This is a genomic window from Candidatus Rickettsia kedanie (assembly GCF_045865205.1).
GTDB lineage: Bacteria > Pseudomonadota > Alphaproteobacteria > Rickettsiales > Rickettsiaceae > Rickettsia > Rickettsia australis.
Genome location: NZ_BAABMM010000039.1, coordinates 1 through 23863 on the forward strand (window position 1 = coordinate 1; position 23863 = coordinate 23863).

Here is a 23863-nt window from a genome sequence, read left to right on the forward strand (position 1 = left end):
CTTTGGTATCCATATAATGTGTACTTTCAAATCATACTGGCTATGGCTACTTTTTCTATAACTCCTCATATCTCTTTATAAATTAGTTGCCAAGGTAACTTCATTATATCTTCCCTTCGCCTTTAGGTGAAGGGATTTCTCATCCCCGATAGGGGCATTAAGAACTCAATAATTATATGATTTATTATTATGTCTGATATACCTAAACTAGACGACTATTATTATAGATTTTTATAAAGTATTTTACTTAAAACACTAGAACAGAATAAAGCCGCTGAAACTTATTTATTACAGAAAGATTTGAATAGTGCTTTAAATGAGATAAAAATATATAATTAAGTATGACTAAAACAGTTGGTCAAAGTTTTGATGTCATTGTTGCGTGGATCGATTTTTTCGTCATTGCGAAAAGAAACTGCAAGTTTCGACGAAGCAAGGAAGAAAAAAAATTCTGTAAATCAGAATTTTTTAAATTATTTTTCTGGATTGCCACGTCGCTTCGCTCCTCGCAATGACGATTCGGGTATCCATGCAACAATACCCAGTGGGAATGCGACGGACCAAACTATATAATAAAACAACTTTTTTTAAGCAATGCCAAGTATCGTGTTATTTAAATTCTTTTCTTATAATCAAAAATAATATAGAGTGGAATAGACTTCTTACAAAATTCGCTTATAGAGAGGAATTTGAAGGAGACACGGAAGCACTTGCCACCGCAGCGTACACACTAGTACGTGAGGATGCGAGTCTAGGCTCGACGTACAAATTACCCCTAGAAGTAGAATTTTGTAAGAAGTATAATAAAAAAGGTATTGAATTATGGAATATGCATTATTAATTTTCAGTATTATAGCGATTTTAGTGATAATACAAATAGTTAAAGTTGTACCTCAACAACAAGCATGGGTAGTAGAAAAACTTGGAAAATTTGATAAAGTACTGCAGCCTGGTTTAAATTTACTAATCCCTGTCATTCAGAGAGTAGCATACAAACATACTTTAAAAGAAGAAGCTATAGACGTTACCGCTCAAACAGCTATTTCAAACGATAACGTAACATTATCTATCGACGGTGTTTTATATGTTAAAATCATTGATCCGATGGCAGCATCTTACGGTGTTAATAATCCTTACTATGCCATAACACAGCTTGCTCAAACTACTATGCGTTCGGAAATCGGTAAACTCCCTTTAGATAGAACTTTTGAAGAGCGTGAAACTTTAAACGTAGCAATTGTAGCAGCTATTAATCAGGCTGCTATAAATTGGGGCATACAATGTATGCGTTATGAAATCAAAGATATTCAACCTCCGCAAACTATCCTTAAAGCTATGGAATTGCAGGTAGCGGCAGAGCGTCAAAAAAGAGCTCAAATTCTAGAGTCGGAAGGTAATAGACAAGCAAAAATTAACCATGCAGAAGGTGAAAAAGCACAAATCGTACTGAATTCAGAAGCTTCTTATACAGATCAAGTTAACAGAGCAAAAGGTGAAGCTGAAGCAATAGGCTTAGTCGCTACCGCTACGGCAAATAGTATTGAGATTGTCGCAGCTGCCGTACAAAAAACAGGAGGAAGCGATGCAGTAGCTCTTAAAATAGCCGAGCAATATATTAGTGCATTCGGTAATTTGGCTAAAGATACCAACACCGTAATTTTACCCGCAAATCTTTCAGAACCGAGTAGTTTTGTAACAGGAGCGTTAACTATATTTAACCAATTAAAAGCTTCTTCAGAAAAGAAAATAGATAAGTAACAATTTATAAAGATTTATTATTGTAATAATAATGAGTTTTATATATCATACCAGATTATTAATTAATAAAAGGTTATGAATATGTCAGTATTTGTCGGCAAAACTGCTCCGGATTTTACAGCTAAAGCTATTATGCCTAATAATAATATAGACGAAAAGTTTAAACTTAGCGATTATGCTGCAGGAGATAATATAGTGTTATTTTTTTATCCCCTAGATTTTACTTTTGTTTGTCCATCGGAAATTATAGCATTTCACAATAAACTTGGTGAATTTACCGAAAGACATACTAAAGTAGTAGCTGTTAGCGTTGATTCTCATTTTAGCCATTTAGCTTGGAAAAATACTCCGCATAATAAAGGCGGACTTGGACAAGTGCAATTTCCAATGGTTTCCGATATAAAAAAGGATATTTCTTCAAAATATAACGTACTTAATGAAGACGGTGTTGCTTTGCGTGGAACTTTTTTAATTGATAAGGATTTCATAGTACGTCACATGCTAGTTAACGACTTACCTATCGGTCGTGATATTAATTATACATTAAAAGTAATCGATGCTTTAACTCATCATCAAAAACACGGTGAAGTTTGTCCTGCCGGCTGGCATAAAGGTGAGGAAGCAATTACCCCGTCACATGAAGGTATAGCACATTATTTAAGCTCACATGCTGAGAAGCTGTAGTATTATGTCATTCCCGCGTGGATTGGTTTTTTCGTTATTGCGAGAAGCAACTGCAAGTTTCGACGAAGCAATCTAGTCAAAAATTCTGATTTACAGAATTTTTTTTAATTATTTTTCTGAATTGCCGCACGAACTAAAGTTCGCTTGCAATGATGATTCGATTACACACCACAATACTAATTAAACTTACCTAATGCTAAAAGAATTATTTTCTGCTCCTAAAATATCTTATGATATTGAGACAATTAATATTTTATGTCTTATTAGAAGTAAAAATATCGGTCCTAAAACTTTCTTTAGTTTAATTCAATTATTCGGTGATGCAGGAACTGCTATAGATAATGCTCCGGATTTTTCATTACGAGGCGGAAAGTCAAAACAAATTAAAATTTTCAGTAAAAGCGATGCTGAAAAAGAAATAGAACTGCTTGAAAAAAATAACGCAAAAATCATCACCTATAATGCTCCAGAATATTCAAAATTATTATTTGAAATTTATGCTCCACCGCCAATATTAAGCTATCAAGGTACTATAGAATTATTAAATCATAATAAATGCGTTGCAATGGCAGGTGTAAGAAATGCTTCTGCAAACGGCAGAAGCTTCGCGCATAAAATTGTAAATGACTTGGTAAAAGACGGTTATATGACTGCTTCATGACTCGCAAGAGGGATATATAGCAGCATACATCAAGCTGCAATTTCTCAAACTATCGGAGTTATTGCAGGCGATATTGATCATATATATCCACCGAAAAATAAAAAACTATTTGAAAATTTAGCAGAAGAAGGTTTAATATTAGCTGAGTTACCTATCGGCTCTACCCCGCTTGGAAAACATTTTCTACAGCATAATAGGATAATATCGGGACTAGCCTTAGAAATAGTGATAGTAGCAGCAAGCTTAAAATCCGGTTCATTAATAACTGCAAAATTTGTACTTGAACAAAATAGGGAAATATTTGTCGTTCCCGGCTTTCCTTTAGATCCAAGATGTCAAGGTACAAATAAATTGATTAGAGAGGGAGCATATTTAGTGGAATCAGTGGACAATATTGTAGCTAATTTACCGCAATATGAAGAATTTATGAAAAAAGATGATGGATTATTTAAGGATTTTGTTGAGCTAGGAACAGTAAATACGAGATATGTTAAAGGAGCGTACTGCTATATTGGAATTATTATCGGCAGCACCTATAGATTTTGAATATTTACAAAAAGAAACGGAATTACCGCTTCCTATTATATATACGGTAATATTAGAATTAGCACTCGCCGGCAAAGCAATACGTCACACCGGCAATAAAATATAATTAGTTTATAATAAATAGATGAAATTAGTAATAGTAGAATCGCCGGCAAAGGCAAAAACGATAAATAAATATTTAGGTGATGAGTTTAAGGTCATTGCATCATTCGGTCACATCAGAGATTTACCTTCAAAAAAAGGCTCGGTATTGCCTGATGAAAATTTTGTAATGAAATACGATATTTCCGATAAAGCCAGTAAATATGTAGATGCCATAGTTAAAGATGCTAAAAAAGCCGATGCAGTATATCTTGCAACCGATCCTGATCGTGAAGGTGAATCTATCTCATGGCATGTTGCAGAGGTAATAAAAGAAAAGAATAAAGTTAAATCCGATGATTTTTTCAAAAGGGTAGCTTTTAATGAGATTACTAAAAAAGCAATTATTCATGCCGTTGAGAATCCTAGGAAACTTGACACTAATTTAGTAAATGCCCAACAAGCAAGAAGAGCTTTAGACTATTTAGTTGGCTTTACCCTTTCACCTCTTTTATGGCGTAAGTTACCAGGATGTAAATCGGCGGGACGTGTGCAATCCGTGGCTCTGCGATTAATATGTGAGCGAGAAGATGAAATAGAGCGTTTTAAGTCAGAAGAATATTGGGATATTAGCCTCAAAATACAAAATAGTAATAACGAACTATTTACTGCTAAATTGACTCATTTAAACGATCAGAAGTTAAAAAAATTCTCAATTATTAACGAAAAAGATGCCAAAGATTTAACTGAAAAATTAAAATCTCAAAAATTTCATGTTGATAAGATAGAAAAGAAACAACAAAAACGTGCACCGCAACCTCCTTTTATTACTTCATCACTACAACAAGAAGCAGCAAGAAAATTAGGTTTTAGTGCTAAAAAGACTATGCAAATAGCACAAAAACTTTATGAGGGCGTTGACATAGATAAGGGAACTATAGGACTTATTACCTATATGAGAACTGATGGCGTTACATTATCAAATGACGCAATAGCAGATATACGTAAGTTAATTGATACAAGCTATGGCGATAAATATTTACCGAGTAGCCCTAGAATTTATAAATCCAAAGTAAAAAACGCTCAAGAAGCTCATGAGGCGATAAGACCGACAAATATCACTTATACTCCCGATAACTTAAAAGCACAGCTAGAAAAGGATTATTATAAACTTTATGAGTTGATTTGGAAAAGAACTATAGCCTGCCAAATGGAAAATGTGATAATGGATTTGGTGGTTGCAAGTTTAGCTTCAGAAAATAAAGAATATTTAGCAAAAGCAAACGGATCGACTATCGCCTTTGACGGATTTTATAAAATTTATCGTGAAAGTGTAGACGATGAAGCTGAAGAAGAAAATAAAATGCTACCGCCTTTAAAAGAACAAGAACCGCTTAAAACTAAAGAAATTATTCCGAATCAGCATTTTACCGAACCACCTCCAAGATATTCGGAGGCAAGTTTAGTGAAAAAACTTGAAGAGCTTGGGATCGGTCGCCCTTCGACCTATGCCAGTATTTTATCGGTTTTACAAGATCGTAAATATGTAACGCTCGAAAAAAAGCGTTTTATACCTGAAGAGCTTGGACGTCTAGTAACGGTATTTTTGGTTGGGTTTTTCAGAAAATATGTAGAATATGATTTTACTGCAGGGCTTGAAAATGAGTTAGATGAAATAGCAGCAGGCAAGCTTGAGTGGAAAGCCGCATTAAATAATTTTTGGAGCAGTTTTAACCATAATATTGAATCGGTAAACGAACAAAAAATAACCGAGATTATTAGCTATGTACAGAAAGCCCTTGATGATCATTTATTCGGTGCAAATAAAGAATCTAAAGTTTGTCCTTCATGTAAAACAGGCGCTCTTAGCTTAAAGATCGGTAAGTTCGGAGTGTTTTTAGCATGTAGTAATTACCCTGAATGTACTTTTAGAAAATCTATTGTTAGCGGTAACGATAATAACAAAAATGAAGGCGAACTTTCAGCTATTACTAATGAGAATAAAATTTTAGGCACTGATAAAGATGGGATAGAAATATATCTGAAAAAAGGACCTTACGGACCTTATATTCAACACGGCGAACAAGAAGGAAAAGTAAAGCCAAAACGTAGCGCCGTGCCTGCTAGCTTGAATCAAAACGACATCACACTTGAGATGGCATTAAAGCTTCTAAGCCTACCACTTAAAATCGGTATTCATAAAGATAGCAGCGAGGAAATTATGATAGGATACGGTAAATTCGGTCCTTACATAAAATATATGAGTAAGTTTATCTCTATACCTAAAAAATATGATTTTCTAAATTTAAGCTTAGATGATTCGATGAAGCTAATTGAAGAGAATAAGGCGAAGTTAGAAAAGAAACAGGGGTAATCGTTGTCATACCGTGGCTTGACCAGCGTTGTTGCATATCTCGGTTTTCCGTCATTGCGAGAAGCAACTGCAAGTTGCGACGAAGCAATCCAGTAAAAAATTCTGTAAATCAGAATTGTTTTATTATTTTCTGGATTGCCGCACGGTCTTCGACCGCTCGCAATGACCATTTTCGAGCGATGCAACAAGGCCGGCTTGACCACAGCATGACATAGTTCTTTAATAGGATGACAATTAATAAAATTACTTATTTATGACAAAAGTTATAACACGATTTGCTCCGTCACCGACCGGTATGTTACATGTCGGAAATATCAGGGCAGCATTGCTTAACTGGCTATATGCAAAGAAGCATAACGGGCAGTTTATTTTAAGATTTGACGATACGGATTTAGAGCGTAATAAACAGAAATATAAAGACGCTATAGAAGAAGATTTAAAATTTTTAAATCTTCATTGGGATCAGACATTTAATCAATTAAGTCGTTTAAGTAGATATGATGAAATCAAAAATCTATTACTAGATAAAAAAAGATTATATGCCTGCTATGAGACTCCGGAAGAACTAGAATTAAAGCGTAAATTTCAGTTATCTAAAGGTCTACCGCCGATGTATGACCGTGCTAGCTTAAATCTAACAGAAGAGCAAACACAAAAATATATAGCACAAGGAAGAAAACCGCATTATAGATTTCTGGTAAATCATGAACCGATTAGCTGGCATGATATGATCAAAGGCGAAGTTCAATATGACGGCAAGGCTTTAAGCGATCCAATAGTGATAAGAGCAGACGGTAGTATGACCTATATGTTATGCTCGGTTATTGACGATATTGATTATGATATTACTCATATTATTAGGGGTGCAGATCACGTTAGCAATACCGCTATTCAAATTCAAATGTTTGAGGCTTTAAATACTACTCCTACGACTTTTGGACATTTAAGTTTAATAATCAATAAAGATGAGAAAATTTCTAAACGAGTGGGAGGGTTTGAGATCGCAACTCTTAGAAAAGAAATCGGGATCGAAGCTATGGCAATAGCTAGCTTTTTTAGCTTACTTGGTTCATCGGCACAAATCTTGCCTTATAAATCAATGGAGAAGCTAGCAAATCAATTTGAGATAAGTAGTTTTTCTAAAAGCCCGACTATTTATCAACCAGAAGATTTAGAAAGATTAAATCATAAATTATTGATAAGTTTAGATTTTGACGAAGTAAAAGACCACCTTAAAGAAATAGATGCCGAGTATATTGATGAAAATTTTTGGTTATTGATAAGACCTAACTTGCAAAAATTACGTGATGTAAAAGACTGGTGGGAAATTTGTCATCAAACTCCGAATGTAGCAAGTCTAAATTTAGATCAGGAATATTTAAAACAAGCAGCAGAATTATTACCGCAAGGTGAAATTACTCAAGATAGCTGGAGCATTTGGACTAAAGAAATAACAAATATAACAGGCAGAAAAGGTAAGGAGCTATTTCTACCTCTTCGCTTTGCTTTAACCGGCAGAGCATCAGGACCGGAAATTGCAGGTGTTTTACCTTTGATTAGTAGGGAAGAGATAGTAAAACGATTAACTAGTGCATAACTATCTATGTCATCCCCGCAAAAGCGGAGATCAACTACTTTAAAACTTTTTAAAAGCTTGCTTTATTATGGATTCCTGCTTTCGCAGGCATGACATAGAAGCAGGATGACAATATTTTAGCTATAATACTCTATCATATTAGTATTAATAGCACCGGCACGTTCTGCAGTATCGCCGTAGATATTATCAGCAATAAGCGAAACTATACCTGCTGCTCCTGCCATTAAACCTTCCACAGTTTCACAAGCTACATATCCTGCAGCTATCCCTGCTTTTATTGTATTTTCTGCACATTTGATAGAATCGTACGGCGAAATTGCAATTGCTCCTAAAGCACAAACACCTATAAGAACAGGCGGATTGTAATAAGCAAAAGTTGCAAGGCTTGCTACAGTTGCTTAAGCAAATGTAGCTATAAAAGAATGTGTACTTTCAAATCATACTGGCTATGGCTACTTTTTCTATAACTCCTCATATCTCTTTATAAATTCGTTGCCAAGGTAACTTCATTATATCTTCCCTTCGCCTCAAGACGAGGGATTTCTCATCCCCGATAGGGACATTAAATTTTGTCTAATTATTGCTTCGTGGACATCACAAGGATTACCGGCTTTTTGATATATTTCATAGCTTAAACGGATAATATTGATTTTTCCCGTATTTAAAATAGCTTCATTCGAGTCTTGATTTCTAAACTGCAACTTTCCAATTGGATATTCTAGCTTAACATTTTTGATTTGCTGATAGTATGAACCGCTTGCCCAAGCATAGGGGTAAATCTAAAATAACTTCACCGCTCATATCGCCTATTATTTCCGTTTCAACTTTAATAGCTGAAACAGCCATATTAGACAAAGGGGTTATTTTGTAATTTATTTACCGATAAGTATTTGCAAATACTAGATTTGGAATTAGAATTATAAATATTATCAAAAAATTTTTTAGACAGTACATTTTCAAAACTCATGGATTTTAGAGATTATTTAGATTGTTGTACGACTCTCGATGCCATTTCTGCGTGGCATTGTTGCATGGAGCAGTTTCACCTCTGTCATCCCGTGGCGGACCCACAGGATCCAGTTAAAAATACTAAAATTATTAGTATTTTTATTGTTTTTATGGACCCCGTGGTCAAGCGAACTAGGTGACAAAGTGGGTTTTACCGCTCCACGCAACAATAGCTGCTCACAATGACGATATCTATGTAGGCATATATTCTATTTAATAATTATTCCCAACCATTAATTTATAAGCTTCTTCATCTTCAAACCATTTAGTGTTTTCTATTAAATATGATTCTTGAAATTTGGCAAGTTTTGGATCAGGTGCGCCTATTAAGTTTTTAAGCCCGTCAAATAAAATGCCTAAAAAACCGATGTTATGCTTTTTACAATAATCTCTTACATCTTCCACATGTTTCGCACGGTCATCAATAAATACAATAAAACTAGCATTTAGCTCTTCAGAAAATTTCGATAAAGTACCGCTCTTTGAATGATTACCGGTTATGAATATACCTTTATAAAAAATAGCATCATTTTTTCGTCCCGAATTATAAATTGCTAATTTTTCATTATTTGAAAACTCTATACCCAGCTCTTTTAATTCTTTATATAGCCAATCTTGCATAGAAGGAATATTGCCGAATGCTCCCATATTCATTTGTGTCAGAGCATAAACAGGAAACTTTGCCTTGAGCTTATTTATACCTTCTATCCACTCTTCATCAATTAATATTGCCTTTCGCTGCAATCGCCAATTACTGACAATTTCTTCATAATTATCATAATTACTTTTATTTTCCTTAATTCTATCAATCATTTTATTATAAGGCGGCTTCTTAAAAGTTTTTGATTTAGGAGCAATAATAGTATCATCAACATCAATAAATATAGATGCAACATCAGGGGCATTTTTTATTATTAAATCATAGATTTTTGTAGCACTATCGGCAGTTTTAAAATCTTTCATACATTATTAAAATTAATATCAAGTTCTTCAGTCAAAATAGCCATCAACTCAAGCCCTACTCTATTTTTCCATTTTCCTTGTTCATAAAAAAAGTGATAAGGACCGCTAACCGGCGACGATAACCAAATTTCTTTGGCTGCACTTTGTTTATTTATTACATATATACCCTGATCAGTATCAAGATTTACTATATCACCTTGTAAATCTACATCTATACTTGCTTCTTTGTCTTGCTCTTCTATCGTGTTTGCTATATATGCAATTGTTATGTCAGCTATTTTACTAAATTCTGTATTATTCATAATATATATTTATCTAATTAATACATGTTGTGATAAACAAGTATATCTATGTGTCATGATCAATTTCTGGCTCAGGCATTTTAATCAAACTTTTTCTATAAGTTTTAACAAATCTATTATGATCATTAAGATTGTTAGAAAAATTATGCCCGCCTTTACCGTCAACTACAAAAAATAATGCATCCGTTTTAGCTGGTTTTACCACTGCTTCTAAAGATTTTAGCGACGGACACGAAATCGGACCTGGCGGTAAACCTTTTATATAATAAGTATTATATTGTAGTTCTTGCAATAAATCTTTTTTTGTTAAAGCTCTTGCTAATTTAAATTTTCCTTCAGTCAAAGCATATATAATAGTTGGATCGGCTTGTAGCTTCATATTTTTCTTTAAACGATTAATGAATACTGCAGCTATTATAGGCTTTTCTGCATTTGAGCCGGCTTCTTTTTCAATTATCGAAGCTAGCGTTAATACCTCAAGTCTAGTTTTTAACGGAGAATCCAGTGAAAGATTTTGCATTACCTTATCTAAATTAGCAGACATTAAATTTCTCATTTGATCGATTATCTGCTCTTTTTGATCTCCATAAGAGAAAAAATACGTTGATGGCATTAAAAAACCTTCCGGTATTATCCCTTTTATTTCTCCAAGTAATCGACTTTCTTCATTAATTTTCTTTATAACCTCACTAACTACCGTACCTTCCGGGACAATTATCTTGTGTATTATAGATTTACCGCTTGTTAATATTCTTAAAGTTTGCAAAGGCGATATATTACGGGTAAACACATATTCGCCGCTTTTAAGAGGTCTTTTTATAGAATAAATTTTAGCAATTACCTTAAAAATTCTCGGATATTTGATTACTTCATTAGAATAAAGTTTTGTAACTATTTGATTTACGGATAATTTAGGTTCAATAATTATCGTTTTATTTTGAGTAAGATTACCAGGCACAAAAATATAAAATATACTAAAATTTAGCATAGTAATAAATATAGTTAGAGATACTATAACTAAAAAAAGTTTAGTTTTTAATAAGTTTTTTAACATAATAACTATTATTTTTATAAGACTTAGAAATATCAATACCACGAAATATGGTTTTTTCTTGACATTTGAAATAACATATAGTAAAATTAACTTGAAGTTCAGTTGAAGTTAAATATTTGCTAGATTTAAGTTATATAGTTTTTACTAAATAAATCAATAGTTTTAATATTTGGTAATTAAAATATTAAAATTAGATGACTAATGAGCAACAAATTAATAGTGTAAACCAATTTACTATAACAATAGTATACTCCTGTAAAATGAACAGTGAGAATGTTTATTACAGACAAAAAATATAAATATTTATGCATAGTTTATATTACTATACTGGCGTTAATACTGATCTTATAATGGGCATTATATATTATGATACAAGATCACAATACTAATCTAAAACACAAAGAACATACTGAAAGGTTAAAAGCTTTACAAAATAAGTTAGGAAACTTATCCGGTTTCTTGACAACAATGCGTTCTGATAACAATGAGGAATACAAAAAAATTTCCAATGATTTAGAAATTTTAATGAAACAAATTAATACTATAAGAAAAAATATGGAAATATATTTTGTTATTATATTAATATTAATGTTTATTATAATTCAGAAAATGTTGTGGACCACCGGTTCAAGTACTAATTTTTCTCTTTTAACAACTTTATTTTAGGTTCTAAGAACTCCTGTTTAATAATTTCTGCAGCTATATAAGAAGGTGATCGATTTGATTCAAACCCTAATTTCTGTAAAATTTTTTGACTTTCTATTACCTGCTTATAAGCTTTTTTAGAATTAAATAATAACTCTTGAAGCTTCTTACTAATAAGACTAGCTCGGCAATTAAATTGGATAAATTCCGGAATTATTTCGCTACCTGCTATAATATTTATCAACGTAACATATTGTATTTTTATCAATAGCCTGATAATAAAAAAGCTTATAAGATTCACTTTATAAGCCACAACCATAGGAGTACCGGAAGCTACTATCTCTAAAGTATTGGTGCCGGATTTTGCTAAAGCTACATCCGCAACAGCATAAGTTTTAAGTCTCGCACTTGAAAATAAATAATGAAACTTAACATCTTCTAGAAACGGTTTTATTATTGCCTCATGAGCAGGATTTGCAAGAGTAAATATAACTTTAAGATTATTACAACTCTTGAATATTTTTTCAATAGAAGGAATAAAAACCGGTAAATGCTTTCGAATCTCTCCTTTTCTACTTCCAAGAGTAACACATAAAACTCTCTCATTCTTGTTTATTTTAAACTCTTCACGTAAAGCTATTTTATCACTATAAAACTCTTGCTCCATAATCGGATGACCTATATATCTACAGTCAAGACCAACTTTAGTAAAATATGGAGGTTCAAACGGTAGTAAAGCAAATAAACAATCATAAATTTTAGCGTATTTTACTGCTCTACCCTCTTTATATGCCCAAACTGATGGTGCAACGATATGAATCATTTCCAGCTTTGGTAAAAGTTTTCTTACTCGCTTTGCCACACGATAAGTAAACCCCGGTGAATCTATGGTGATTAATAAATCAGTTTTACTATTTATTATATCCTTCACAGTGTTATCAATTAATTTTTTAAGCTTAAAAATATGAGGCAAAATCTCTACAAAACCCATTAAATTTATGAAAGTAATAGGAAATAAGCTTTTAAAGCTACCAGCTTCCTCCATACATTTACCGCCGATGCCGGTAAACTCTACTCCTTTATTACTTTTTAAGTTTTGAATTATGCGTCCACCAATAAAATCTCCTGACGTCTCACCGGCTATAAAGTAAATTTTTGTCATTATTTATAATCTTTATTTATCTGTCATACCTGCAAAAGCAAGAGTTTGTTGCATGGCTTGTTTTATCATCCCCGCTTTCATGAGATATTGTTGCGTGGATCAAGAAACCCACTCGATGTCATTCCCGCATACGCGGGAATGACATTAAAGAGACACACAACAATTCTACCTCAATCATCAATTAAAAAGTATACTATAAAACAAACTTAGCTAAGTCAAGATTAATTATTATTTTTGATAATTGATTTTCTACGAATTTATCGTCGATAGTTATTTTTTTGCCTTTCATTTCGCTAGCTTCAAAACTGATATCTTCAAGCAAATTCTCAAGTATAGTATGCAGCCTTCTAGCCCCTATATCTTCGACTTCTAAATTAACGGTGATCGCATAATCCGCTATCTTCTCAATAGCAGAATCCGTAAATGCAAGATACACGTCTTCAGTACCTATTAACGCCGAATATTGCTTTATTAAACTAGTTTCAGGTTCAAGCAATATTTTAATCATATCATCTTTGGTGAGCGAATTTAGTTCTACTCTAATCGGTAACCTTCCTTGTAACTCCGGTAATAAATCAGAAGGTTTAGCAATATGGAAAGCACCTGAAGCAATAAATAATATATGATCTGTTTTAACCGGTCCATATTTAGTATTAACCGTTGTTCCTTCTATCAAAGGTAGCAAATCTCTTTGTACACCCTCTCTACTTATTTCGGCATTTTTTGCTCCGGAACTATCGGTCGAAGCTACTTTATCAATTTCGTCAATAAAAACTATCCCATCATTTTCAGCTAAATTTATAGCTTGCTGAATAATTTTTTCTTGGTCTATTAATTTTTCTGATTCCTCAGGTATAATAATAGCCATAGCATCTTTAACTAGCATTTTTTTTGTTTTAGTCTTACTGCTGCCAAGAGCTCGTCCAATCATATCACCGAGGTTAAGAACGCCCATAGATGCTCCTGGCATACCCGGTATTTCAAAACTTCCACCACCGACAGGCGTAGTATCAGCTACGCTAATCTCGATTTCTGTATCATCAAGTTCGCCGTTGAAAATTTTTTCTTTGAACTTTGCTCTAGTCTCACTACTAGAAGTTTTACCTACTAAACTATCTAATATTCTCTCGATCGCTTTCTCACGGGCATTAACATCTACTTCTGTTTTTGCTAAAGTTTTTTCAGTATTAACGGCTATTTCAACTAAATCACGAATTATTGATTCTACATCACGCCCTACATATCCGACTTCAGTAAATTTAGTTGCTTCTATCTTATAGAAAGGAGAATGAGTCAACTTTGCAAGGCGTCTTGCTATTTCCGTTTTCCCGACACCGGTTGAACCGATCATTAAAATATTTTTCGGTACTATTTCATGACGTAAATTACCTTCTACTCTTTTACGACGACAGCGGTTTCTAAGTGCAATAGCAACAGCTTTTTTAGCCTTTTCTTGACCTACGATAAATCTATTAAGTTCATTAACTATTTGAGAAGGGGTAAGCCCCATATGATCTTTTTTATAAGTAGTTTTAGTAGCTTTCATACAACTTTTTCCATTATAATATTATGATTAGAAAATACACATAAATCTGCAGCTATATTCATAGATTTTAAAGCAATTTCTTCAGCAGTTAAATTATTCTCGTAAGACATTAAAGCACGAGCGGAAGATAGTGCAAATAAACCGCCTGATCCTATTGCCGCAACATTATTTTCAGGCTCTACGACATCACCGTTACCAGTTAAAATTAATATATGACTACGATCGGCAACAATCATCATTGCTTCCAAACGTCTCAAATATTTATCGTTACGCCAATCTTTTGCAAGCTCAACTGCACTTCTAAGTAGATTATGTTTATGTTGCTCTATCTTTACTTCAAGTTTTTCAAATAACGCAAGACCGTCAGCCGTAGAACCCGCAAAACCGGCAATAATTTTATTATTTGCTATAGTCCGAAGTTTTCGTGCTGTAGATTTTAGTACGGTATTACCATGCGAGATTTGTCCATCTGCTGCTATAATTATTTCTTCATTCTTTTTTAAACAAAGTATTGTTGTGCCGTGTAAGGCTAAATTATCTGACATAATAAATTATCTGACATAATATAAAATTTATTGATATTAAGTTGTTAATTAGGTACTATATATTATTGAATTACTCCTAAATAAAATGAAGAGTTATTCGACACAACTTCAAAAAGAGCTAAAAGTTCAAAGTCCTCGGAACGGAAACCATTACTTAATATAGTTTGTACTGCAGCTCTTGTAGAACATTGTTACCAATGTTTGGAGTTCTATCTTAGTATATACTCTGCTGATTTCAAGAATTGAATTTGTTATCAAATGGTGAACGCACGCAGCTTATACTTAAAAGTGAGTACGTGAATCCATGAAGATAACAAATTCAATTCTTGAAATCAGCAGAGTATACTTGACTAATCCGGTTTAATTAATTATTGTCCCTTGAATTTTCAAGACTTAAACTTAAATAATGAATATATACGCAATATACATTAACTCTACACAAAAAAATAATAATTTTATTGTTATTGAAGCAGGCTTTTCATGGATAGCTGCTCTTTTAAGTATATTTTGGGCATTATACCATAAAATGTGGTTAGTTGTTGCTATTACCGTAATAGCGAATATAATCGTTACGGCGATTAATATCGACGCGTTAAAGTGTATATTGCAGATAGTCTTAATATTAGGCTTCGGCTTTTTTGCTTCAGATATTAGAGAAAATTATTTAAAAAGAAATAATTACCGATTAGAAGATATAATAATTGCCAACTCTAGCATTGAAGCTGAATTGAAATTTTTGGAGCGTAGTGTGTTTGTTTAATGAATAGAAAATATCCTTTATGTCATTCCCCGCGTGGCGTTGTTGCGTGGACCGGTTTTTCCGTCATTGCGAGAAGAATTACATAGTAATGCGACGAAGCAATGACGAGTTTTGGTATCTACGCGGGAATGACATAAGCAAGCCATACAATAACGCCTTGTATTAGGAGCAAATGATGTATAACAAAGAAAATGTTTTTGCAAAAATTATAGATAAAAATCTTCCGGCAGAAATAATTTATGAAGACGAACAAATTGTAGCATTCAAAGATATAGCACCAGTAGCACCTGTACATATTATCGTCATACCTAAAAACGAATATATAGATTATGCCCATTTTATCTCTAAAGCTCAAATAGACGAAATAAAACATTTTTTTGCTAAAATTGCTGATATAGCAAATGAAGCAGGTTTAGATAAAGACGGCTATCGTTTAATAACTAATAAAGGCGAGAAATCTGGACAAACTATTTTGCATTTCCATTTTCATATTATCGGCGGCGAAAAACTCATCGGATTAATAAATAAAAATGATTAAAAAATACAATATTGCAGTAATCGGAGCTACAGGAAATGTAGGGCGTGAAACTCTAAATATTCTAGCTGAGCGTAATTGCCCCATTAATAAAATTCATGCTATAGCTTCAGATAACTCTATCGGACGAGAAATAAGTTATGGAGCAAAAATACTGCAAATCAGTAGTTTAACTAATTTAAATTTTGATGATATCGATATTGCTTTTTTTTGTGCAGGTTCAGAAGTGTCAAAAGAATTTATACCAAAAGCTACTGCTAGTAATTGTGTAGTTATCGACAAATCCTCACTTTTTAGAATTGACGATCAAGTGCCTTTAATTGTACCTGAGGTTAATTTATCAACACTTAAAGACTTTACCGCTAAAAATATTATAGCTAATCCTAATTGTATAGCGATTCCACTTGCAGTAGCATTAAAACCGCTGGATAATGAAATAAAGATTAAAAGAGTAGTGATATCTACTTATCAATCGGTATCAGGAGCAGGTAAAGCAGGAATGGACGAACTCTACGAGCAAACAAAATCTAAATATGTTTTTGGAGAGAATGATCCTAAGAAATTTCCAAAACAGATTGCATTTAATCTTTTTCCTCATATAGGTGATTTAAATAAAGACGGCTGTACAAGTGAAGAAGCAAAAATTGCTTTTGAACTAAACAAAATTATGGGCAATCACTTTAAAGCTAGTGTTACTTCTGTGCGAGTGCCGGTATTTATCGGTCATGCTATATCGGTTAACATAGAATTTAACAATAAAATGGACGCTAACATCGCTGAAGAAATATTACAAGAGGCCGATGGAATTGTTACAATTTCTAATAATAATGACCTTGCTTATATCTCGCCCGTTGAAGTGGTAGGTGAAGATGCCGTATATGTCTCCCGCATTAGAAATGACGTAAGTAAACCTAATACGATAAATTTATGGATTACATGTGATAACTTACGTAAAGGAGCAGCTCTAAACAGCGTCCAAATTGCTGAAGAATTAATTAATAATTATTTATAATATAACTAATATGGCTAATAATCTAAATAAAAAAAACCCGCTAGTAATAGCATTAGGCGAATGTAGAACAGCTTTTTGGATAGTCTTTTGGTTTGCTTTTGTAATTAACTTACTAATGTTAATTACACCTCTTTACTCACTACAAGTGCTTGATAGAGTCCTTGGAAGCGGTAATCTACAAACATTATTATTTTTATCGATAATAATCGCATATATTTATTTTGTTTACGGATTATTACAAATTGCTCGTTCTTTTACACTTATAAAGATAGGAGAATGGCTTGATAGAATAGTAGCTCCCGTAATTTTTGCTTCTTCAATTTCTGCGGCTGCAACACAAGCAAATATAGGTTCTAGCCAATTATTACGTGATTTTCAAGCCGTCAAAACATTCCTAACAAGTACTGGAATTAATACTTTATTCGATGCCCCTTGGAGCCTTATCTATATTGCCGTTATTTTCTCAATTCATCCATATATCGGTCTTATTACTGTTTTTGGTGCAATTATCATAGTTTCAACTGCTTTCTTTAACGCTGCCGCTACTAATAAAACGCTCGGTGAAGCTACCGAGTTTTCGATAAAAGGTATGACACAAGCCGATATTGCAAACAGAAATGCAGAAGCAATTGAAGCAATGGGAATGATGAAGAATGTTACAAAAAATTGGCATAAATTTAACATATTAGCACTTGATAAACAATCAGTTGCTAGCTATCGTAATGGTGTTATTTCTAACTTTTCAAGGTTTATCCGTAACATAATGCAAATGGCTGTTACCGGAGTCGGTGCTTACATTGTTGTAAAATCTCACAGTGCAGATATGACTCCCGGTAATATGATTATGAGTTCCATCATAGTCGGTAGAGCTCTTGCTCCTTTCGATAATGCTATTGAGCTATGGAAAAGTATGAGCGGTGCTATTAAATCATATAACAACATTAATAATTTATTTAACACTTATTCTTCTAGAGATGAAGCAATGCCAATTCCGAACGTTGATGGTCATCTTACTGTTGAAAATATTTATTATGCTCATCCTATACCGAAACATTTACCACAACCTCCCGTACCAAAATATATCTTAAAAGGCGTTAGTTTTGCAATACAGCCGGGCGAAGTTTTAGCAATTATCGGTCCTTCGGCTACAGGAAAATCAACTTTAGCTAAAATCATAGTCGGGGTATGGAAAGAATCATCAGGTTCCGTACGTTTAGATAGTGCTGAAATTTATCGTTGGAATAGAGAAGATTTCGGTAGACATGTCGGTTATCTTCCTCAAGGAATAGAACTTTTTAGCGGTAGTATTAAACAAAATATAGCTAGAATGGAAGAAGATGCCAATCCGCAAAAAGTTATTGAAGCAGCTAAAATAGCCGGAGCTCATGAAATGATATTAAGATTCCCTGACGGTTATGATTCTGATATCGGTCCTTCAGGCTCTAATCTATCAGGTGGTCAAAGACAACGTATCGGGCTTGCTAGAGCTTTTTACGGCAATCCAAAACTCATCATTTTAGATGAACCTAACGCTAATTTAGATGAAGCAGGTGAAGTTGCCCTTGCAAGTGCCTTAAAACAAGCAAAACTTAAAGGAATAACAGTTCTTGTAATTTCACATAGAGCATCAGTATTATCCATTGTTGATAAAATTCTAATATTACAGGATGGAGCCGTTGCGGTCTACGGAACGGAAAAAGAGATTCAAAAACACTTTAAAACTTTCAAAAGCGGTACAATTCATATTAATAACTAATAATGTTATACTAAATTAATGTCACCCCGTGGTCAAGCCACGTGGTGACACACAGTGGATTTCACCGACCTACGCGGGCATGACATCGAAAACAACGCAGACAGACAATGACTAAATATAATAATGATTAAATAGTATGCAGGATTTAAAACACAATAAACCTCAAATTACTCCGGAACAGTTGAAACAATTATTATCCTTAAGGGCAGATGCGTTAAACCTTAAAGGTCAAGGTTCTAAATATAAGGCTTTCATAAATACTACATTAAAGAAAACCTCTCATACTATAGAATTCTTATTAGTAAAACTTGATAGATTTGTTAATTTTATTACCAAGAAAACCGATAAAGATCGTAATAACGTAGCCCAAGCTGCAAGGTCACCTATACTTTTCGGTATTTATGTTATTATCTTTTTAGTATTAATAGGCGGATTATGGTCGGCTCTTGCTCCACTTGATAGTGGTGCTGTAGCTGTCGGCATCGTAATGCCAAGCACAAATAAAAAAACGATTCAACATAATGAAGGTGGAATAATTAATGCTATTTATGTTAAGCAAGGTGATAAAGTCAAAAAAGGCGATAAATTAATAGAACTTGAAGAAACTAGAATCAAAAGCGAACATGAAAATATTCTTGGTCAGTACCGTAATTTTTTAGCAACTGAAAATCGTTTAATTGCCGAACGTGATCATTTAGAACAAATCGAATTCTCGGATTTTCTAATGCAGGATATAAATTTACCGGAAGTAGCTAAAATAATTCATACACAGGAAAATTTATTTAGATCTAGAAAAGAAGTATATAACTCAGAGAAAGATGCATTATATCAAAATATTGCTCAACTTGAGAAAAAAATTGAAGGTTTAGAGGCAAAAAAAGTTGCTGCTTCAAAAACTGCTGAAGTTTATCAAGACCGTTTAAAAGCTTTAAGAACGTTAAAAGAAAAAGGCTTTGTACAAAAAGCAGCCTTATTAGACCAAGAGGCAAAAGTTGCCGCTTCAAAAAGCGATGTTGCAACAACTGAAGCCGAAATAGCAGGGATACGCCATGCTATTACCGAAACTCAAATTAAAATTATAAATCAACAAAATAAATACACTGAACGGACTTTAACAGAGCTTCGTGAAGCTCAAGTACAAACAGCATCTCTTAAAGAAAAATATAATTCTCTGACGGATTCACTTAATCGTGTGATAATCAGATCACCTGTTGACGGTATAGTTAATAATTTAAAATATCATACAATAGGCGGTGTTATAAGTCACGGACAACCTATTATGGAAATTTCACCAATTAATGATCCATTAATAATAGAAGCAAAGGTATCTCAAAAAAACATTGACTCAGTACATGAGGGATTAGTTGCAAAAATACGTTTCAGTGCATTTCAATCAAGAACAACTCCAACATTTATCGGTAAAGTAGTAAGCATATCTCCCGATATAGTACAAGATGAAAGACAACATCCAGGACAACAGCAAGATAATTATTATGTTGCAAGAGTTGAAATCGATATGGATAAATTTGATCAAGTTGCTAAAGTTAAAAATTTGGAATTACACCCCGGTATGCAAGCTGAGGTACAAATCGTAACCGGTACTAGAACACTACTTAGATATTTACTTGATCCCGTTACTGATACTGCATTTAAAGCGTTCAGAGAAAAATAGATAATTTGAAAATTTTAGATCACTTTATATAATCTAGATATTTTGTAACAATATTTATTAAAAATTCTTAATTTTTTATTGACTTTTAACCAAAAAAGTATAAATTATCTCATAATATCATTATATATCAATGTTATGTTAGGCTACACAAAAGAACAAAGGAGTTTAAATAAAGAGCAAAAACAAGCTGTCGGATTACTTTCTATAGGTACATTTCTAGAGTATTTTGACCTTATGCTTTATGTGCATATGGCGGTTCTTTTAAATAATTTATTTTTTCCGGAATATGATCCCTTCACTTTTTCGCTGCTTACTGCTTTTTCTTTCTGTTCTACCTATTTGCTAAGACCTATAGGAGCGTTAATATTTGGGTATATAGGCGATCATTTTGGACGTAAGATTGTAGTTGTTTTAACTACCCTATTAATGGCTATTACGTGTGTGATTATAGGTAGTATGCCAACATATGCACAAATAGGTATAACAGCCTCTTGGATTCTTACTATATGTCGTATAATTCAAGGTATGTCGGCAACTGCAGAAGCACGAGGTGCAGAGCTGTACTTAACCGAAAATTCATCTCCTCCTATACAATATCCATTAGTAGCAATTATAACCGTATTTTCTGCCGTAGGCACGACGGTAGCACTAGGTATTGCATCAATTTTTACTAATCAAAATATTTATCAACATGAACCAAGTTGGCGTATAGCCTTTTTTGTTGGTGCAACTATTGCTTTTGTAGGTACTATTGCGAGGACTAGTTTAAAAGAAGCAGATGCATTTTCAAATAAAAAAAATAAATTAAAACTAAGACTTCCAGAAAATAATATTACGCTTGAAGAAATTGACCAAGATATTCTAGATCAACAAGTTCCAAACGCCACTTCTATTTGGTATTTCTTTATCCAATGTGCTAGGCCTCCGTGTTTTTATTTCGTGTATATATATTGTGCTGATATATTAAAAAGAGAATGCGGATTTACTCCCTATCAAATTATAAATCAAAATTTTTGGGTATCTATAATAGATTTACTCGGTATTATAGGTCTTGCATTTATTAGCTATAAAATCCATCCTTTAAAAATCCTAAAGGTAAAATTATATCTATTTTTTACCTCCCTCATTTTTTTCCCTATAATGTTAAATTATCACCCTACTCCTTTATATATTTTTATTTTTCAATGTTTAGCTGCATTATTCGTATTTGATCACGTACCGGCAGCTCCTATATTTTATAAATATTTTCCGGTTTTTAAGAGATTTACATATACTAGTATGCTAAGTGCAATAGCAAAATTATTTACTTATATTATAACCTCATTTGGTTTAGTTTATATTACCCATTATCTAGGATATTGGGGATTATTTTTAATTTTCATTCCGGTAGGTATAACTTTCTTTATGGGAGTAACTTATTTTGAGAAAATGGAAAAGAATCGCAATTTATAGTTTTATTAAAAGTAGAATTTATATTAAACTTTAAATTATTTTTATAACATTCAGCATATATAAGCTCTGAAACTGAACGTATTTCAAGTATTTCACTTAACACTAAAAAGCTTTTTAATGTCTCTTTAATTATTTTATGAGCTTTTTCAGGCAATTTTGCTTCTAAAGTTTGTAAATTATGTATTCCATCAAAAAGTTTTATAAGAGCAGTATCGTATCTTTGTTGTTTAATTAATAAAATAAGACTTTTCGCACTACTTATTGTTCCACAAGGTTTAATTCTAGTTAGACCTTCTACATGCCTTGCTACTTCTTCATCAAAAATATTGCTAATCATTTCTTCAGTAAGTTTAGTATCTTCAATAGTGTCGTGAAGTAATGCAGCTTGTAGCATTCTAAAAGTAAAGAGTTTAGGCACTTCTTTTGCTACAAATTCTGCTACCATAATTGTTACTGCGATTGGATGAGAATAATAAGGATCACCAGATTGACGCATTTGCGCACCATGATATTTACGAGCATAATAAATACCTTTTTTAACTTCTCTAATATCAATAGGTTGTTTTACTTTGGTATTTAAAAATAAAAGCCTTTCGATTAATTTATCTGAATATTTACAGCTTTCAAAATTTTTTTCCCAATATTCTATATCTTTAATCAAAGCTCCCAATTCTATATCTATTATTTTATTGGTTTTTCTTATGATTACCTTTTATATTTTCTTTTTAAAATCCAATTATTATTTATTAAAACTCTCTATATTTAATAATTTTTCTATTTTTAATGCTAAAAAATAATTATATATTAAAAATAGTTTTTTACAAAAATTTATATGTCATCCTTAACTATCACCTATATTTTTCTTATTACAACAATATTAATATCTTTATTTTGTCATGATAAAAGACCTGCACATTTTAAGCATAGGTATTACAATTTTAGCCGCTTTATATCTAAATATTATAGGAGTTGGGGCTTTATCTATTTTTGCTGCTATTACCTATACCTATTTTAATTTACAGCTAAATAAAGTACTAAAAATCTTATTATTTATATCTATTTCAGTTTGTTTTAGCGCTTTTGCTTTTCATAAAGTTACGGGATTTTTTAACCTACTTGCTATTGATAAAATACAGTTATAGGAATTATCCATACCATTTTCTATGTATCTAAATTTTGATAAGATAATACCGGCTTTAATAATTTTTTCTGTCAGTGATTTATATATTTTAGAAAAACAAGAACATACGAATGCTATAAGATATACTTCTCTTTCTCTATTACTATGTATAGCAATAATTATGGTTCTATCTTTAATAAGCGGTTACGCCTTATTTGAGGCTAAAATCCCAAGCATATTACCGATATTGGCAATTAATAATTTCTTTTTCGTTTGTATGGCTGAGGAAGTATTCTTTCTAGGGTGTTTTACAAAGAACATTACAAAATCTTTTACCGAAACCGCAGATTTTAGCTGTTATTATAGCATCTTTAATATTTGGATCGTACATTTTCAAGGCGGACTAATATATATAGCGTTAAGCACTATATGCTGGTTCTTCTACGGTTATGCATATTACAAAACAGGCAAAATATTATGCTCTATGATAGTCCATTTTGGTCTAAATCTATGCCATTTATTGTTATTTACTTATCCTGCTCTTTTAAAACTTTGTGAAATAAATATAATGTTAATAGACAAAGTTATAGAGTTCTTTTATTGATAAATAGTAAATATAATCACTAAGTT

General features: G+C 32.6%; 22 protein-coding genes and 3 pseudogenes. 17 read left to right on the top strand and 8 right to left on the bottom strand.

Annotation, left to right across the window (positions count from 1 at the left end):
* Positions 1 to 652: 652 nt before the first annotated feature.
* From ACKTSD_RS05795 to gltX, 7 genes and pseudogenes are all read left to right on the top strand, one after another.
* Positions 653 to 796: pseudogene (locus ACKTSD_RS05795) on the top strand (palindromic element RPE1 domain-containing protein); the annotation flags it as partial.
* 26 nt (positions 797 to 822) lie between these two features.
* Complete coding sequence (locus ACKTSD_RS05800) at positions 823 to 1758, top strand: SPFH domain-containing protein (RefSeq protein WP_412708397.1); 936 nt, start codon at positions 823 to 825, stop codon at positions 1756 to 1758.
* An 81-nt stretch (positions 1759 to 1839) separates the two neighbouring features.
* A complete protein-coding gene (locus tag ACKTSD_RS05805) occupies positions 1840 to 2442 on the top strand; it encodes a peroxiredoxin (RefSeq protein WP_412708398.1) in 603 nt (200 codons plus the stop codon).
* Between the two features lie 193 nt (positions 2443 to 2635).
* A pseudogene (gene dprA, locus ACKTSD_RS05810) lies at positions 2636 to 3649 on the top strand (DNA-processing protein DprA).
* Positions 3615 to 3755 carry a DprA-like winged helix domain-containing protein gene (locus tag ACKTSD_RS05815; protein WP_412708399.1) on the top strand — a complete coding sequence of 47 codons (141 nt, stop codon included), beginning with the start codon at positions 3615 to 3617 and terminating at the stop codon, positions 3753 to 3755. The pseudogene dprA and the gene ACKTSD_RS05815 overlap by 35 nt, the downstream one beginning before the upstream one ends.
* 18 nt (positions 3756 to 3773) lie before the next feature.
* Positions 3774 to 6104, top strand: a complete 2331-nt coding sequence (gene topA, locus ACKTSD_RS05820; protein ID WP_412708400.1) for a type I DNA topoisomerase — start codon at positions 3774 to 3776, stop codon at positions 6102 to 6104.
* A 253-nt stretch (positions 6105 to 6357) separates the two neighbouring features.
* A complete protein-coding gene (gene gltX / locus ACKTSD_RS05825) occupies positions 6358 to 7701 on the top strand; it encodes a glutamate--tRNA ligase (protein ID WP_412708401.1) in 1344 nt (447 codons plus the stop codon).
* A gap of 548 nt (positions 7702 to 8249) precedes the next feature.
* Here the strand turns inward: gltX and ACKTSD_RS05830 are convergent.
* Positions 8250 to 8502, bottom strand: a pseudogene (locus ACKTSD_RS05830) (hypothetical protein); the annotation flags it as partial.
* Positions 8503 to 8706: 204 nt separating this feature from the next.
* Between ACKTSD_RS05830 and ACKTSD_RS05835 the strand changes: the two are divergent.
* Positions 8707 to 8895 (top strand): hypothetical protein, encoded by a 189-nt coding sequence (locus ACKTSD_RS05835; protein ID WP_412708402.1) that lies wholly within the window; start codon positions 8707 to 8709, stop codon positions 8893 to 8895.
* 27 nt (positions 8896 to 8922) lie between these two features.
* Here the strand turns inward: ACKTSD_RS05835 and ACKTSD_RS05840 are convergent, their stop codons facing one another.
* The 3 genes from ACKTSD_RS05840 to mltG are packed head-to-tail and all read right to left on the bottom strand — an operon-like array spanning position 8923 to position 11028.
* Positions 8923 to 9672: a DUF2608 domain-containing protein gene (locus tag ACKTSD_RS05840; RefSeq protein ID WP_412708403.1), complete on the bottom strand. Its 750-nt coding sequence runs from the start codon at positions 9670 to 9672 to the stop codon at positions 8923 to 8925.
* On the bottom strand, positions 9669 to 9974 hold the full coding sequence (cyaY, locus tag ACKTSD_RS05845) for an iron donor protein CyaY (RefSeq protein WP_412708404.1): 306 nt from the start codon (positions 9972 to 9974) through the stop codon (positions 9669 to 9671). Before cyaY ends, ACKTSD_RS05840 begins: the two co-directional genes overlap by 4 nt.
* 46 nt (positions 9975 to 10020) lie before the next feature.
* Positions 10021 to 11028 (bottom strand): endolytic transglycosylase MltG, encoded by a 1008-nt coding sequence (mltG, locus tag ACKTSD_RS05850; protein WP_412708405.1) that lies wholly within the window; start codon positions 11026 to 11028, stop codon positions 10021 to 10023.
* A 366-nt stretch (positions 11029 to 11394) separates the two neighbouring features.
* Between mltG and ACKTSD_RS05855 the strand changes: the two genes are divergently transcribed.
* The gene (locus ACKTSD_RS05855) at positions 11395 to 11694 is read left to right on the top strand and encodes a hypothetical protein (RefSeq protein WP_412708406.1); all 300 of its coding nucleotides are present in this window, start codon (positions 11395 to 11397) and stop codon (positions 11692 to 11694) included.
* Here the strand turns inward: ACKTSD_RS05855 and lpxB are convergent.
* From lpxB to hslV, 3 genes are all read right to left on the bottom strand, one after another.
* Entirely contained in the window at positions 11663 to 12835 is a 1173-nt protein-coding gene (gene lpxB, locus ACKTSD_RS05860) for a lipid-A-disaccharide synthase (protein WP_412708407.1), read from the bottom strand. The two genes, ACKTSD_RS05855 and lpxB, sit on opposite strands and share 32 nt — an antisense overlap.
* A gap of 193 nt (positions 12836 to 13028) precedes the next feature.
* Positions 13029 to 14381 carry an ATP-dependent protease ATPase subunit HslU gene (hslU, locus tag ACKTSD_RS05865; protein WP_412708408.1) on the bottom strand — a complete coding sequence of 451 codons (1353 nt, stop codon included), beginning with the start codon at positions 14379 to 14381 and terminating at the stop codon, positions 13029 to 13031.
* Positions 14378 to 14926, bottom strand: coding sequence for an ATP-dependent protease subunit HslV (hslV, locus tag ACKTSD_RS05870; RefSeq protein WP_412708409.1), 549 nt, complete (start codon positions 14924 to 14926; stop codon positions 14378 to 14380). Before hslV ends, hslU begins: the two co-directional genes overlap by 4 nt.
* Before the next feature lie 406 nt (positions 14927 to 15332).
* Here hslV and ACKTSD_RS05875 point away from each other — a divergent pair, with 406 nt between their 5' ends.
* The 6 genes from ACKTSD_RS05875 to ACKTSD_RS05900 all read left to right on the top strand — a co-directional run bounded on the left by ACKTSD_RS05875 (position 15333) and on the right by ACKTSD_RS05900 (position 22113).
* On the top strand, positions 15333 to 15686 hold the full coding sequence (locus ACKTSD_RS05875) for a DUF2628 domain-containing protein (protein ID WP_412708410.1): 354 nt from the start codon (positions 15333 to 15335) through the stop codon (positions 15684 to 15686).
* Positions 15687 to 15861: 175 nt separating this feature from the next.
* Positions 15862 to 16224, top strand: coding sequence for an HIT domain-containing protein (locus ACKTSD_RS05880; RefSeq protein ID WP_412708427.1), 363 nt, complete (start codon positions 15862 to 15864; stop codon positions 16222 to 16224).
* The gene (gene asd, locus ACKTSD_RS05885) at positions 16217 to 17233 is read left to right on the top strand and encodes an aspartate-semialdehyde dehydrogenase (protein ID WP_412708411.1); all 1017 of its coding nucleotides are present in this window, start codon (positions 16217 to 16219) and stop codon (positions 17231 to 17233) included. Before ACKTSD_RS05880 ends, asd begins: the two co-directional genes overlap by 8 nt.
* 1 nt (position 17234) lies before the next feature.
* Complete coding sequence (locus ACKTSD_RS05890; RefSeq protein ID WP_412708428.1) at positions 17235 to 18989, top strand: type I secretion system permease/ATPase; 1755 nt, start codon at positions 17235 to 17237, stop codon at positions 18987 to 18989.
* Between the two features lie 136 nt (positions 18990 to 19125).
* A complete protein-coding gene (locus ACKTSD_RS05895) occupies positions 19126 to 20661 on the top strand; it encodes an HlyD family type I secretion periplasmic adaptor subunit (protein WP_412708412.1) in 1536 nt (511 codons plus the stop codon).
* A 135-nt stretch (positions 20662 to 20796) separates the two neighbouring features.
* Positions 20797 to 22113 carry an MFS transporter gene (locus ACKTSD_RS05900; RefSeq protein ID WP_412708413.1) on the top strand — a complete coding sequence of 439 codons (1317 nt, stop codon included), beginning with the start codon at positions 20797 to 20799 and terminating at the stop codon, positions 22111 to 22113.
* On the opposite strand, the gene ACKTSD_RS05905 is transcribed toward ACKTSD_RS05900, so the two are convergent.
* A complete protein-coding gene (locus ACKTSD_RS05905) occupies positions 22064 to 22771 on the bottom strand; it encodes an HD domain-containing protein (RefSeq protein ID WP_412708429.1) in 708 nt (235 codons plus the stop codon). The two genes, ACKTSD_RS05900 and ACKTSD_RS05905, sit on opposite strands and share 50 nt — an antisense overlap.
* A 238-nt stretch (positions 22772 to 23009) precedes the next feature.
* Here ACKTSD_RS05905 and ACKTSD_RS05910 point away from each other — a divergent pair, with 238 nt between their 5' ends.
* Together ACKTSD_RS05910 and ACKTSD_RS05915 are read left to right on the top strand one after the other, a co-directional pair.
* Positions 23010 to 23255, top strand: coding sequence for a hypothetical protein (locus ACKTSD_RS05910; RefSeq protein WP_412708414.1), 246 nt, complete (start codon positions 23010 to 23012; stop codon positions 23253 to 23255).
* A 21-nt stretch (positions 23256 to 23276) separates the two neighbouring features.
* Positions 23277 to 23837, top strand: a complete 561-nt coding sequence (locus ACKTSD_RS05915) for a CPBP family intramembrane glutamic endopeptidase (protein WP_412708415.1) — start codon at positions 23277 to 23279, stop codon at positions 23835 to 23837.
* The last annotated feature ends 26 nt before the right edge of the window (positions 23838 to 23863 follow it).

Coding starts and splice junctions, on each gene's coding strand:
- ACKTSD_RS05915 (WP_412708415.1), top strand. CDS start 23,277: ATGTATCTAAATTTTGATAAGATAATACCGGCTTTAATAATTTTTTCT.
- hslU (WP_412708408.1), bottom strand. CDS start 14,381: ATGAAAGCTACTAAAACTACTTATAAAAAAGATCATATGGGGCTTACC.
- cyaY (WP_412708404.1), bottom strand. CDS start 9,974: ATGAATAATACAGAATTTAGTAAAATAGCTGACATAACAATTGCATAT.
- ACKTSD_RS05835 (WP_412708402.1), top strand. CDS start 8,707: ATGCCATTTCTGCGTGGCATTGTTGCATGGAGCAGTTTCACCTCTGTC.
- ACKTSD_RS05800 (WP_412708397.1), top strand. CDS start 823: ATGGAATATGCATTATTAATTTTCAGTATTATAGCGATTTTAGTGATA.
- ACKTSD_RS05910 (WP_412708414.1), top strand. CDS start 23,010: ATGATAAAAGACCTGCACATTTTAAGCATAGGTATTACAATTTTAGCC.
- asd (WP_412708411.1), top strand. CDS start 16,217: ATGATTAAAAAATACAATATTGCAGTAATCGGAGCTACAGGAAATGTA.
- ACKTSD_RS05880 (WP_412708427.1), top strand. CDS start 15,862: ATGTATAACAAAGAAAATGTTTTTGCAAAAATTATAGATAAAAATCTT.
- topA (WP_412708400.1), top strand. CDS start 3,774: ATGAAATTAGTAATAGTAGAATCGCCGGCAAAGGCAAAAACGATAAAT.
- mltG (WP_412708405.1), bottom strand. CDS start 11,028: ATGTTAAAAAACTTATTAAAAACTAAACTTTTTTTAGTTATAGTATCT.
- ACKTSD_RS05875 (WP_412708410.1), top strand. CDS start 15,333: ATGAATATATACGCAATATACATTAACTCTACACAAAAAAATAATAAT.
- ACKTSD_RS05855 (WP_412708406.1), top strand. CDS start 11,395: ATGATACAAGATCACAATACTAATCTAAAACACAAAGAACATACTGAA.
- hslV (WP_412708409.1), bottom strand. CDS start 14,926: ATGTCAGATAATTTAGCCTTACACGGCACAACAATACTTTGTTTAAAA.
- ACKTSD_RS05895 (WP_412708412.1), top strand. CDS start 19,126: ATGCAGGATTTAAAACACAATAAACCTCAAATTACTCCGGAACAGTTG.
- gltX (WP_412708401.1), top strand. CDS start 6,358: ATGACAAAAGTTATAACACGATTTGCTCCGTCACCGACCGGTATGTTA.
- ACKTSD_RS05840 (WP_412708403.1), bottom strand. CDS start 9,672: ATGAAAGATTTTAAAACTGCCGATAGTGCTACAAAAATCTATGATTTA.
- ACKTSD_RS05900 (WP_412708413.1), top strand. CDS start 20,797: ATGTTAGGCTACACAAAAGAACAAAGGAGTTTAAATAAAGAGCAAAAA.
- lpxB (WP_412708407.1), bottom strand. CDS start 12,835: ATGACAAAAATTTACTTTATAGCCGGTGAGACGTCAGGAGATTTTATT.
- ACKTSD_RS05805 (WP_412708398.1), top strand. CDS start 1,840: ATGTCAGTATTTGTCGGCAAAACTGCTCCGGATTTTACAGCTAAAGCT.